The following is a 12939-nucleotide window of genomic DNA, read 5'->3' on the forward strand; positions in this document are numbered from 1 at the left end:
TCTGGAGCCTGCTTCTTCTTACACCATCACACTACCGGATTGATCGACTTTTCCGGGTACCACACGTCGATCAAAGGGCTGACGGTCAATTCTGTCAGTTCGCTGCGGCTTTTCAGCCAGGCTTCGACCTTGACACGCTGCTCTTCGTTGACCGAACCACGTTTGCTCAAGCAAACCAGACCGAAGTCATCGCCGCCAACATAGTTCAAACCGTTGGCTTCCATGGCATCTGTCAGGAAAGCGTCGAGGAAGGCATCAATAGCCTGATCGTCCAGGTCTTGTTTGAAGTCCAGGTTCAGCTCAAAACCCAGCTCCTGGAATTCATCCACGCAGAGTTTTTTGCGCAGACGGCGGGAACGGTTAGTGGCCATGGAACAATCCTCATAAGTAATAACGGGCGGCACTTTACCAGTTTGGGCCATTAAATGCCCGCCTCCGTGCCAATGTTTGCGTGCCGTCGGGGCCGACACAGCAAAATAACCCATCAATGGTAAAAAATAGCCGATTGGACGGCTACGCCACGGCGCAAGTCACCCGCGCTTGGGGCATAATGCCGCTCAATATCGAGCTTTTTAAGTACCGACCATTCATCTGTCGGTGAAACAGGGTATTGAATCGCCGTTTTCATTTCGGTTGACGTTGCGATGATTGAGGGAATCCATCCATGCCCTCCATTTACCCCCTCCTCAGTAGCAGGGTTTTATTTCACATGATCAAATCTTTACGTCACTTATTTTTCGCCGGCCTTTTTTTGCCCTTGGCGATGCCAGTCACTGCGGCCCCCGTCAATACCTCGCTACCGCCCAAGGTTCAACAGGCCCTCAAAGCCGCCAAGCTGCAGAATAATGCCTTGTCCCTGGTGATGCTGCCGCTCAACGGTCCCGGCACCCCGACCGTGTTCAATGCCGATGTCTCAGTCAACCCGGCGTCGACCATGAAGCTCGTCACCACCTATGCGGCGCTGGAAATGCTCGGCCCTACGCATCAATGGAAAACCGAATTTTTCACTGACGGCACCCTGAACAATGGCGTGTTGCGTGGCAACCTCTACCTCAAGGGTGGTGGTGATCCCAAGCTCAACATGGAAAAACTCTGGCTTCTGATGCGTGACTTGCGTGCCAACGGTGTGCAACAGGTGACTGGCGATCTGGTCCTGGATCGCAGCCATTTCATCCAGCCGCAATTGCCGGTGTTCAACGACGACGGCAATGATGAGAACAAGCCGTTTCTGGTCAAGCCCGACTCACTGATGATTAACCTCAAGGCCTTGCGCTTTGTCGCGCGCAACGACTCCGGCAAAGTGCTGGTGTCTGTAGAGCCACCGATTGCCAGCATTCATGTCGACAATCAGGTCAAGGCGCTGGCCTCGAACAAATGCACCGGAGACATGCGCTATAACCCGGTAACCCAGGCTGATGGCAGCATTACCGTCGTGGTCAACGGTCAGTTGGGCGAAGGCTGCAGTTCGCAGACCTATTTGTCGCTACTGGACCATCCGACTTACGCGGCGGGCGCAGTACGCGCAATCTGGCAGGAACTGGGCGGCACCATTCTGGGCAAGGATCGGGTCGATGTCGTGCCCGGCAACGCCAAGCTGCTGGCCAAAGCGTTTTCCCCGGATTTGGCAGAAATCATTCGTGACATCAATAAATTCAGCAACAACACAATGGCTCAGCAATTGTTCCTGAGCCTTGGCGCGAAGTTCCGCAATGAAGCAGACGGCGATGATGCCAAAGCCGCGCAACGCGTGGTTCGTCAATGGCTGGCGAAGAAGGGCATCACTGCGCCGCACCTGGTGATGGAGAATGGCTCGGGGCTGTCGCGCGCCGAGCGGGTCAGTGCGCGTGAAATGGCGACTTTGCTACAGGCTGCCTGGCGCAGCCCCTACGCAGCGGAATTCATGAGTTCTCTGCCGCTGGCGGGCATGGACGGCACCATGCGCAAGCGCCTCAAAACTACGCAGATGAGGGGCGAAGCGCACATCAAGACCGGCACCCTGAATACCGTCCGCGCAATTGCCGGTTTCAGCCGCGACATCAATGGCAATACCTGGGCGGTGGTCGCGATCCTCAATGACTCACGCGTAGGCGGCACATCTTCGGTGCTCGATGAAGTCCTGCTCGATCTGTATCGCCAACCGAAGCTGGTCAACACCGCCATTTCACTGCAACAGTAATCCTGATACCACGTCGCTCGGACGTCCCCCGCACCTTCACGCAGGCTTGCCTGCGTGAAGGTGGCGTATCACACGACAGAACTGTTTTACCTCATGACAACTCTGGCTCGACGCGATCACGCCCAGCCTGTTTGGCGGCATAAACGCCCGAGTCCGCCCGCAGCAATAGCGAATCACCGCCTTCAACAGGACGCCAGCTGGCAACACCGAAACTCGCCGTCACCACGCCCACACCCTCAATGGGTTCCCCCCGCAGTACCTGCCATAACTCGAGTGCGAGCGCATGTGCGTTTTCCCCAGTCGCGTTGGGACACAACACCATGAACTCCTCGCCACCTAGCCGACAGAACACATCATCTTGCCTTAAGCGCTGATTGATCCGCTGACAAAGCCCTTGCAGCACATGGTCGCCCATCGCATGACCGAATTGATCGTTGATGCGCTTGAAGTGATCGATGTCGAGCATGATCACCGACAACTCCCCGCCATGCCGATGAACCCGAGAGAGTTCGGCCTTGAGCCGCTCCTGAAAATAACGACGGTTGTACACGCCCGTCAGCACGTCCGTCACTGATAGCGCGCGCAGTTCATCCTCAACACGCTTCAAGTCAGAAATATCGGAGATAAAGCCATGCCACAGCACCCCGCCGTCGGGTAATCGCTCAGGCATCGCCTCGCCATGCAACCAGCGCTGGCCCTGGCGTGGCAGCTCGACGCGATACTCCTCACGCCACGGCGTCAGGTGCTCGGCGGAATAGCAAATCGACTTCTTGATTCGCTGCAAATCCATGGGATGGATCCGATCGAGTACGGCCTCTACACTTTGCTGCTTTACATCATGAGGCAGTTCGTAGATCCGCCACATACCGCTGTTGGTGTAGGTAAAGAAGGAACTGCCATCGCTGTTCAATTGGTATTGATAAATTCCTCCAGGCACCTGTGCGCTAAGCTTTTCCAGCAATTGATCGCGCGCAGCCAACGCTTGATGGGCGCGTTTGCCTTCAGTGATATCAACGCAGATTGCGAGATAACCCACCCATTGCTGACGCTCATCGCGCACCGCCGTGACCAGCATATTGACCACCAGCGAGCTGCCGTCACGACGCACCAGCGTCCATTCCCGTGCAGGATAGGCACCCTCCTCCATCGCCTCGACTAACATCGCCTCGGCAGTCGGCACCTCGCAACCATAACGCTGGCTCAATGCCTCGCCATGAGCTGAAAGCTCGGTGCCAAGGTGTAAATCCCCCAACGTGAACTGCCCCAGCACTTGATCGCCACTGTAGCCGAGCATCTGCTGTGCACCCACGTTGAAGGTACTGATGACGCCGCGCAGATCAGTCGCAATGATCGCCACCTGAGTCGCAGCGTTTAGCACGCTGCGCAATTCGGCCGTACGCCGCTCAACCAGCAGTAAGGCGCGTTGACGCTGATTGACCAGGCTATACAGCAAAACGCTGAGGATCAGACTCAGCAATCCCCCCAACACAATCACGCTGGTCGACGACGACCGGTTGGCAGCAATAAAAACAGCGGATGGACGAAGTTCCAGCAGATAACGTCGGTCTGCCATGCTCAACAGCGTACTGATGCGCAGATTGCTTTCCACCGCCTGGTTTGCCGACTGATACAGCAGCTCGGGCTGCTCTGGCGAAGAAAGGTCGAACAGCTGCAACGCCAGATTGTCGCGATCCTGGGCGGGCAACCCTTCGGACATCAATATGCGCAGACCGATCACCGCCATCACGTACCCAGACAATGCCTGTTTCTTCGCGCCGCCATCGACTACCGATAACAGCACGGGTGCCACCAGCAATAGACCACTGGTATTCGCGGGCTCAAGCCCCACCAGATCCATTCGTGGCGACACGGCCATGCTGCCTCGTTGCGCGGCACGCTCAAGCGTGGCTCGGCGAATACTTTCAGACATCACATCAAAGCCCAGCGGCAGCGGCTCTGTGCTTCTGGATTGGGTATACAGGACTGGGAAGTACTCAGGGCGATCAACAGCAGGCGTTAGCTGACCGCTCGGGGACAGATCGCGAACGGTGAAATCGGTCAGCCCCTGTGCGCGCGCGTGCGTCTCAAACTGCGAACGTTCTGCGCCAGGGACCCTTGGCGCCCAGGAATACGCCTGCGTAACCACCAGTAAAGGCGCCGCGTAACCATCGAACTCAGCTTGAGTGATCTGGTCGGAGAAAACGAAGAAACGGCGAAGGCCATCCAGGCGCTGGACTTGATCGTCGAAACGTTCCTGAATACGACTGAAGCGTTCGCTGGCCAACAGATTGAAACGCTGATCAAGTCGGCGTTGGTGCATGTCGGCGCTGGCCGACACGAGCATCGCGGTCAGCACAGCACCTGCCGCAAAAGCCAGGATCGCTGCGGACGGCGCAAGCGCGTCTTCGTGGATCAAGCCGAGAATTCTGGACCGAACGCTGTTTGGCGACATAAGCAGAACTCATACGCCAGCGTTGTGGTGCAACCGTGACCATGGCTCAGTTATAGCCATTTGCCACCAGCTTGCCTAGCCCCACTTGAGTTCCCCCCCTAACTAATTAAGCCAGGGGGGGGCGTATCGCGGGTTCAGCGGGCTGTAATACGCCATGCACGGTGAATCTTGCTGTTGCGAGCAAAGTCCGGGTCAACGGTTTGCGCCGTAATTTCTTCGACCGCATAGCGCTCGCTAAGATTCTCATCGAGCTGGAACTTGCGGAAATTGTTGGAGAAGTACAACACACCGCCCGGCGCCAGACGCGCCATCGCCAAGTCAAGCAACTGCACCTGATCGCGCTGCACGTCGAAGATCCCTTCCATACGTTTGGAATTGGAGAACGTCGGCGGGTCGATGAAAATCAAGTCGTACTCGTCACGACTTGCTTCCAGCCACGCCATGACGTCGCCCTGCTCCAGACGGTTCTTGTCAGAGAAACCATTGAGCGACAGATTACGTCGAGCCCAATCCAGGTAGGTCTTGGACAGATCCACACTGGTGGTTGTGCGTGCGCCACCCTTTGCCGCATGCACACTCGCGGTCCCCGTGTAGGCGTACAAGTTCAGGAAGCGCTTGCCCGCGGCCTCACGCTGAATGCGCATGCGCATCGGCCGGTGATCGAGGAAAAGCCCGGTATCCAGGTAGTCGGTCAGGTTCACCAGCAGCTTGACACCGCCTTCGCTCACCTCAAGGAACTGTCCTTGGGCACTCTGGCGTTCATACTGCTTAGTGCCGCTCTGGCGCTCACGGCGCTTGATCACCACCCGGCTCTTGTCGATATTCAATGCTTGGGGAATCGCTGCCAGCGCATCGAACAGACGGGCCGACGCCTTTTCCGGATCGATAGTCTTGGGCGCGGCGTATTCCTGAACGTGAACCCAATCGTGGTACAAATCGATGGCCAACGCGTACTCGGGCATGTCGGCATCGTAGACCCGATAGCAATCAATGCCTTCACGACGGACCCACTTGCCCAGCAATTTGAGGTTTTTCTGCAAGCGGTTGGCAAACATCTGCCCGCCTTCACTCAACCGCGCCTGTTCAATAACCGGCTCAGGTTTGCGAATGGGGTTGCCGTTCTTGTTGTACTTTTCGTACTTGCCGGGCGCTTCGACTTCAACCGATACATCCGCCTCGATCTGCTCACGCTCAATCTGACGCTGCTCAGGTGTGCGGCGCTCGCCGGTGACGAACTGATCCGGCTGAACCTTGATCAGCAATAATTTGCACGGCAAGGCGCCGTTCCAGAAGGCATATTGCTTGTGGCTGCGAATACCCATGCGCTTGCCCAGATCCGGCGCGCCGGTGAACACCGCCGCTTCCCAGTTCAGGCATGCCTGACGCAGACGTTCGCCGAGGTTCTGGTAGAGATAGAGCAAGCTCGCCTCATCACCCAGACGTTCGCCGTAAGGAGGGTTACAGATGACCAACCCTTTCTGGTTCTGATCGGGACGTGGCTCAAACGTCGCGACTTCGCCCTGATAGACCTTGACCCACTCACTCATGCCTGCGCGTTCAATGTTGTTGCGAGCGGGCTGAATCAGGCGTGGATCGGCTTCATAACCGCGAATCCACAGCGGTGGCTTGGCCAGACCGATATCGGCCCGCGCCTGCGCCTCTTCGTGCAGTTTCTTCCACAAGGCAGGGACGTGCCCGAGCCAGGCCGAAAAACCCCAGCGTTCGCGCTTGAGGTTTGGCGCGATATCCGCAGCCATCATCGCCCCTTCCACCAGGAAGGTGCCGACGCCACACATCGGGTCTGTCAGCGCGCCGCCTTGAGCAGCGATGCGCGGCCAGCCGGCCCGCACCAGAATCGCTGCCGCCAGGTTTTCTTTCAACGGCGCCGCACCCTGCTGCAAGCGGTAACCACGTTGGTGCAAACTGTGTCCAGACAGGTCCAATGACAGAATCGCCTCGCCGCGGTCCAGGCGCAGGTGAACGCGCAAGTCCGGGTTGAGCTTATCGACCGAAGGACGCAGGCCCGACGGGGTACGCAGCTTGTCGACGATCGCATCCTTGACCTTCAGCGCACCAAAGTGGGTGTTGTCGATCCCCGAACCGTTACCGCTGAACTCCACCGCGAGACTGCCTTCAGCGTCCAGGTGATCTTCCCATTCGACATCGAGTACACCGTGATACAGGTCCTCGGCATCTTTCATCGGGAACCGCTTGAGCACCAGCAACACCCGGTTGGCCAGGCGCGACCAGAGGCACAGTCGATAGGCCGTCTCCATGTCGCCCATGCCACGAATGGCCGAGGTGTGCTCGCGGGTCTCCTCGAGGCCAAGCCCGGTGGCTTCCTCAGCGAGCAAACCTTCGAGGCCCTTGGGGCAGGTAAGAAAGAGTTCGTAACGGTCCGACATGGGTAATCCAGGGCCTTAAGCGATAAGCGGCGGGGCAACGCATTGCCCGACCAGATTTTAAACAGACGCCTTTCTTGGAGACCGCCTGCGTGGCACACATATTGTGCCGGTCCACCGTCATCGGCGCGTTGCGTCGATGCAGCAGTCAGTCCATCAGCTTGGTGGCCAAAAGACAATTGATCGTTCGATCATCGACCATTTAGGTTGAAGGTCGCTGTAATAAAAAGTCACATCCTGACCCTTCGTCGTTTTACGGCTGAAAGCAATCCGCCATCATTCGCGTTTGAAAAACCGTATCGGCCTTCATTCAAAGCCTCGGCTCAGGGGGCCTGTGGCAAAAAAAACCTGCGAATGAGTGTCATGCTTATGGCATTACCACGCCAATAGTTACGTTCTTATGACAAAACGATCATTCACAGAGCTAAGCGCATTGGTTAGAACTCGTCACAGGTTGTCACCGCAACGGTGACAACACCAAGCCCGCGACGCCGGCAGCGGGCACCAACGGCAGAAGATTCTGCCCGACCTCAACATGAGGTCATCAGGGACATTACAGTCAACAAACGAGGGCAACACCCTATGAGAAGACTTAAGCGTGATCCGTTGGAAAGAGCATTTTTACGCGGATATCAATTTGGTGTTCATGGTAAATCCCGTGAGCTTTGCCCCTTTACTCTACCGTCGGTACGCCAAGCCTGGATCAATGGCTGGCGAGAAGGACGCGGCGACAACTGGGACGGTATGACCGGCACTGCGGGTATCCACAGACTCAACGAACTTCACGCGGTCGGCTAATCAGGTACATTCCGATCAAGTTTTTTTAAAATTTTGAAAGATGACCTAAACCATGCACGCCCCACCCGGGCGGCGGGCTAAAGCCCAAGGGGTTCCGTCAAGGAACCCCTTTTTTATGCGCTGTGCCGGGACGACATCCCCGCTATTGCATCAACCGACTGGCGAATCAACGCAGGTCCTTTATAAATAAAGCCCGAATATATCTGCACCAGACTCGCACCTGCAGCGATTTTCTCAGCCGCATGCTTGCCTTCTGTGATCCCACCCGCCGCAATGATCGGCAACCGCCCGGCCAATTCACCCGCCAGTACTCTGACCGTATGGGTACTCTTTTCACGAACCGGCGCGCCCGACAGGCCACCTGCTTCGTCCGCATGGGGCAACCCTTCAACACCTTTGCGACTGAGCGTGGTGTTGGTCGCAATCACCGCATCCATGCCTGATTCAACCAGCGCAGCAGCGACCTGCACGATTTCTTCATCCGTCATGTCAGGCGCAATCTTGATGGCCAGCGGCACGCGCCTGCCGTGTTTTTGCGCCAGGTCCTCCTGACGCAGGCGCAGGGCTTCGAGCAATTGCTTGAGCGAGTCACCGAACTGCAGACTGCGCAAGCCAGGCGTGTTCGGCGAACTGACATTCACGGTCACGTAGCTGGCATGGGCATAGACCTTATCCAGACAGATCAGGTAGTCGTCCACGGCGCGCTCTACCGGGGTATCGAAATTCTTGCCGATGTTGATCCCGAGGATGCCGCGGTACTTGGCAGCCTGTACCCGGCTGATCAGGTGATCGACACCCAGATTGTTGAAACCCATCCGGTTGATGATTGCCTCGGCATGCGGCAGACGGAAAATCCGTGGTTTCGGATTGCCCGGCTGTGGGCGCGGGGTCACGGTGCCGACTTCGACAAAACCAAAGCCCAACTGCGCAAACCCATCGATCACCGTGCCATTTTTGTCCAGCCCCGCGGCCAACCCGACCGGGTTAGGGAAGTTCAGGCCCATGACCGTTACCGGTAACTGCGCAGGCGCCTTGGTAAACAAACCATTGAGCCCCAAACGCCCGCCCGCGCCGATCAGATCCAGCGACAGGTCATGGGAGGTCTCGGGGGAGAGTTTGAACAATAACTGGCGGGCCAGGTTATACATGGGCGGGATTGGCTCGTGAGCGGCTGAATTCAGGGCAGCGATTATAGACGGGCTAGGGCTCATAGGCGAGTTCGAACTTGCAGCGCGCTTGCCCTGTGCCCTTTCTGAAACGGCAAGCGCATTGGCGAGTCTGAAACTTCAGGTTACCAAGTCACATTGACCGGAACCAGGCTGAGCGACAGCTCTCCGGCTCGACACAAAGTGATACAGGGACTTGTCATGAGCAAGGACAACTCAAAAAAAACTTTCGACAGTTTTTTCGCATCAAGCCGGAATCTTCCGAACGGTGGTGGCTCGTGGGCAGCCTGGAATAAACCCTCTGAGCCAGAGCGGATTTACATCGCCGAAGATCGATGGCCGCCCCCCAAAAAACGTACAGACCTAGTCTTTGCCAAGTCCTGCATTTCTGGCAAATGGTGCCGCACTGAAGCCGGTACCGCCCCAGAGCCCACCTCAAACTTCGGCAACGTGATGGTGGCGGGTGCCATGTTTATTCCATCTGCCAACACCGCTATAGCAACGGCCCTCGGTGCCGATCTGGCGCTGGGTCGAATGGCCGGTGGCGGCATCATGCAGCGGGGGCTTAATTGGGCAATACGCGGCGCGGGCGGCCCTGCCAGCATTTTCATACTGGGGATGCTCCCGGCCAAAATGGGCGACGGCACACTCTACACCGACAATCAGTTGCGCAACATGACTCACGCGCCCACGCGTGTGCGCTTCCAGTTCCGCCGCGATGCCGAGGGCGCGCTGCAGGTCTACGGCATCCATACCGGCGCCTCGGGCGACGACACAGTACGCACGGTGCAGGCCACGTGGAACGCCGACAAAACCGCGATGGAGACCAAGCTCAACGGCATCACCATTCTCTGGACCCCGCGGCGCAGCGGACTGGTACAAATGCCGCCGCTGGTTTATCCCGACAACAATGGCGGACGGTTGGGCACTATCCTGGTCCACCCGATCCCCGAAGGCACAGACTCGCAGATTGAAGGCCTTCCCGGAGAGGACATCACCACCGACGACTGTATTCTGGTGTTTCCAGCAGATACGGGGCTGAACTCGCTGTATTTGGTGCTTTCAAAGCCTGCTGGCGGGGGTGATATCAAGTACCACAAGCCGCCATTGGTGTTGCCTGCATTTCCAGATACCTTTCCTGTTAAATCCAAAAGCAGCGTTCAGGGTGGTGGAGGTATGCGTAGCCGCTGGAAAGACCGCAAGGGCCGAATGTACGAGTGGGATAGCCAGCACGGCGCTGTTGAAATGTACGATCCGCAGGGGAAACACCTTGGTGAATTCAACGCGGAAACGGGCGAACAAACCAAGCCAGCAAAACCCGGCAGAACCACACCAAAATAGGATATGAGGCCAATTATGTTTTTATGGATCAGTGGGTTTTTAAAAGGCGATGATGAGGACGACTCGTTAAAATACGACCTCACCATTCAGCCTGAGCATGAAGCCGCTGTAATGGGAATTCTTGGCTGGAAAAATATGAATGAGAGCCCAGATGGGGAATGGTTGCTAACCAGCAAACAAGCACAGCAGATAGCCGTAGCGATCAATGAGCAATTGCCAATGGGACTAGACCTGTTTATCGGAGTACGGGCATAGCCGTAGGTCCCATCTTGATCCATGACATTTATCGTAATCAGTGGATTTTATCCCGAACCCAATCCGGAAATTCATTGCAGTACGAAAGAGCTGTACCGCAAGAGTTAGAGTCAGCAGTACTCGCCGCAATGGGGTGGGCGTCCCTGACGGACGTGCCTATGGGCGAAAACGATCTAACGTAAGGTCAAGCCGTAGCGGTAATGGCGGCACTCAGTGAGCCCATCAAAGATGACTTGATGTATTGCATTGGACTTTACAGCTAGCGCACTACAGGTCATGTGTCGCGGCAAGGATGGCATATGCCTTGCACATCCCACCGTTATCTACACTCGTTCCAACGGCGGAGCGAGGCATCGGACAATGGCGTCGTGACTGTCTTTGCTTGTGCAAAAGACTGCACGATGCTTTTTTATGGATGGCGCTTTGACCATGAATAAATCGGCATGAACACACTACCGAACAACGCTCTAGCCTGGGTCGCAGGCAGCGACGCGCCGGAAAAAAATACCATCGACCTGGGCTTCATGGCCCTGACCGACTGCGCACCACTGGTGGTTGCAGCCACCCAAGGGTTTGCTCAGCCCTATGGCTTGACCCTGAACCTGAAACGCCAATCGTCCTGGGCCAATCTGCGCGACAAGCTGGTGAGTGGCGAACTGGACGCCGCTCATAGCCTTTACGGGCTGATCTATGCGGTGCAATTGGGAATCAGCGGCTCCGTGAGCACCGACATGGCGGTGCTGATGGGCCTGAACCAGAACGGGCAAAGCATCAACTTATCCAAAGCGTTGCAGGACGCGAACGTGACCAGTCCTGACGCACTCGATCGGTATGTGCACCAAAGCCGTACAAAACTGACGTTTGCCCAGACCTTCCCCACAGGCACACATGCCATGTGGTTGTATTACTGGCTCGCGAGCCAGGGCATTCACCCGCTGAACGACGTCAACAGCGTGGTCGTGCCGCCGCCACAAATGGTCGCGCACCTGCAAGCCGGGCGTATCGACGGCTGCTGTGTCGGCGAACCCTGGTGCGCCAGCGCGGTGAATCAGGGCCTTGGCTTTACCTTGGCGACGACGCAGGCGATCTGGCCCGACCACCCGGAAAAAGTGCTCGGCTGCACCCGTGAGTTTGTCGAGCAGTACCCCAATACCGCACGGGCGCTGGTCATGGCAGTGCTGGAAGCCAGCCGCTTTATCGAACAAAACGATGAAAATCGGCGCAGTACCGCGCAATTGCTCAGCGGCAGCGATTACTTAGATACGCCGGTGGATTGCATAGAACCACGCCTCATGGGGGATTATGCCGACGGTCTCGGTAATCGCTGGCATGACCTGCATGCCGTGCGCTTTCATGGCGCAGGCGAGGTCAACCTGCCTTACCTGTCCGACGGCATGTGGTTCATGACCCAGTTCCGGCGCTGGGGCCTGTTGCGCGAAGACCCTGACTATCTTGGGATCGCCACGCAAGTACAGCAACTGAAGCTGTATAGCCAGGCAGCGGCCGCTGTCGGCGTTGCAGTCCCTGAGTCTGCCATGCGCAGCAGCCAGCTGATTGATGGCAAAGTCTGGGACGGTAGCGACCCCACGGCCTATGCACACAGCTTCAAGCTGCACGCGCTGGCCGATGCCGTCCCCACCCGTGTCAGTCGCTGAAGGAAGTCGCGAACATGCTGCGTATCCTGCTGATAAATGACACGGCAAAAAAAGTCGGACGTCTCAAGGCCGCACTCAGCGAGGCCGGTTTCGAGGTGATCGACGAGTCCGGGCTGACCATCGACTTGCCTGCACGGGTAGAGGCCGTGCGCCCCGACGTCATTTTGATCGACACCGAATCCCCCGGCCGAGACGTGATGGAGCAAGTGGTACTGGTCAGCCGCGATCTGCCGCGCCCTATCGTGATGTTCACCGATGAGCACGACCCGCTCGTCATGCGCCAAGCCATCAAATCCGGGGTCAGTGCCTACATCGTTGAAGGTATCAATGCCCAACGACTGCAACCGATTCTGGACGTGGCCATGGCCCGCTTTGAGAGCGATCAAGCGCTGCGTGCCCAATTACAGGCACGCGACCAGCAATTGGTGGAGCGAAAACGCATTGAATTGGCCAAAGGCCTGCTGATGAAAATGAAAGACTGCAAAGAGGAAGAGGCCTACACCCTGATGCGCCGCCAAGCCATGAGCCGCCAGCAGAAGCTGATTCAGGTGGCTGAGCAGATCATTGCCATGAGTGAGTTACTGGGATGAATTGACTGCTATCACGCGCTGCGCGAGAGCAATCCCCTGATGATGGCCCGGCTTTTGCTTCAGAGATTACACAGGTAGCCAACGGCGGTTGCCCCACTTACGAC

The 12939-nt window shown here is 57.1% G+C and carries 11 protein-coding genes; 7 read left to right on the forward strand and 4 right to left on the reverse strand.

Going from position 1 to position 12939, the window contains the following annotated elements; all coding sequences use genetic code 11:
• Window positions 1-26: 26 nt before the first annotated feature.
• Entirely contained in the window at window positions 27-371 is a 345-nt protein-coding gene (locus RHM55_RS03075) for a YggL family protein (protein WP_219060210.1), read from the reverse strand.
• 338 nt (window positions 372-709) lie between these two features.
• Between RHM55_RS03075 and dacB the strand changes: the two genes are divergently transcribed.
• Window positions 710-2176 (forward strand): D-alanyl-D-alanine carboxypeptidase/D-alanyl-D-alanine-endopeptidase, encoded by a 1467-nt coding sequence (gene dacB / locus RHM55_RS03080; protein WP_322179462.1) that lies wholly within the window; start codon window positions 710-712, stop codon window positions 2174-2176.
• A gap of 91 nt (window positions 2177-2267) precedes the next feature.
• Here dacB and RHM55_RS03085 read toward each other — a convergent pair whose 3' ends face one another.
• Both RHM55_RS03085 and rlmKL read right to left on the reverse strand, forming a co-directional pair.
• Window positions 2268-4628, reverse strand: a complete 2361-nt coding sequence (locus tag RHM55_RS03085) for a diguanylate cyclase (RefSeq protein WP_322179463.1) — start codon at window positions 4626-4628, stop codon at window positions 2268-2270.
• Window positions 4629-4762: 134 nt separating this feature from the next.
• A complete protein-coding gene (rlmKL, locus tag RHM55_RS03090) occupies window positions 4763-7033 on the reverse strand; it encodes a bifunctional 23S rRNA (guanine(2069)-N(7))-methyltransferase RlmK/23S rRNA (guanine(2445)-N(2))-methyltransferase RlmL (RefSeq protein WP_322179464.1) in 2271 nt (756 codons plus the stop codon).
• A 579-nt stretch (window positions 7034-7612) separates the two neighbouring features.
• On the opposite strand from rlmKL, the gene rmf reads away from it, so the two are divergent.
• The gene (gene rmf, locus RHM55_RS03095; protein WP_080290409.1) at window positions 7613-7828 is read left to right on the forward strand and encodes a ribosome modulation factor; all 216 of its coding nucleotides are present in this window, start codon (window positions 7613-7615) and stop codon (window positions 7826-7828) included.
• Between the two features lie 113 nt (window positions 7829-7941).
• On the opposite strand, the gene RHM55_RS03100 is transcribed toward rmf, so the two are convergent.
• A complete protein-coding gene (locus tag RHM55_RS03100; protein ID WP_322179465.1) occupies window positions 7942-8976 on the reverse strand; it encodes a quinone-dependent dihydroorotate dehydrogenase in 1035 nt (344 codons plus the stop codon).
• Window positions 8977-9195: 219 nt separating this feature from the next.
• Between RHM55_RS03100 and RHM55_RS03105 the strand changes: the two genes are divergently transcribed.
• From RHM55_RS03105 to RHM55_RS03125, 5 genes are all read left to right on the forward strand, one after another.
• Window positions 9196-10335 (forward strand): S-type pyocin domain-containing protein, encoded by a 1140-nt coding sequence (locus RHM55_RS03105; RefSeq protein ID WP_322179466.1) that lies wholly within the window; start codon window positions 9196-9198, stop codon window positions 10333-10335.
• Between the two features lie 15 nt (window positions 10336-10350).
• Window positions 10351-10590, forward strand: coding sequence for a pyocin S6 family toxin immunity protein (locus tag RHM55_RS03110; protein ID WP_322179467.1), 240 nt, complete (start codon window positions 10351-10353; stop codon window positions 10588-10590).
• A 74-nt stretch (window positions 10591-10664) separates the two neighbouring features.
• A complete protein-coding gene (locus RHM55_RS03115) occupies window positions 10665-10772 on the forward strand; it encodes a pyocin S6 family toxin immunity protein (protein ID WP_322182710.1) in 108 nt (35 codons plus the stop codon).
• Window positions 10773-11033: 261 nt separating this feature from the next.
• On the forward strand, window positions 11034-12245 hold the full coding sequence (locus tag RHM55_RS03120; protein ID WP_322179468.1) for a CmpA/NrtA family ABC transporter substrate-binding protein: 1212 nt from the start codon (window positions 11034-11036) through the stop codon (window positions 12243-12245).
• 14 nt (window positions 12246-12259) lie between these two features.
• Window positions 12260-12835 carry an ANTAR domain-containing response regulator gene (locus tag RHM55_RS03125; RefSeq protein WP_322179469.1) on the forward strand — a complete coding sequence of 192 codons (576 nt, stop codon included), beginning with the start codon at window positions 12260-12262 and terminating at the stop codon, window positions 12833-12835.
• Window positions 12836-12939: the final 104 nt, after the last annotated feature.

Source organism: Pseudomonas sp. MH9.2 (assembly GCF_034353875.1).
Lineage (GTDB): Bacteria > Pseudomonadota > Gammaproteobacteria > Pseudomonadales > Pseudomonadaceae > Aquipseudomonas.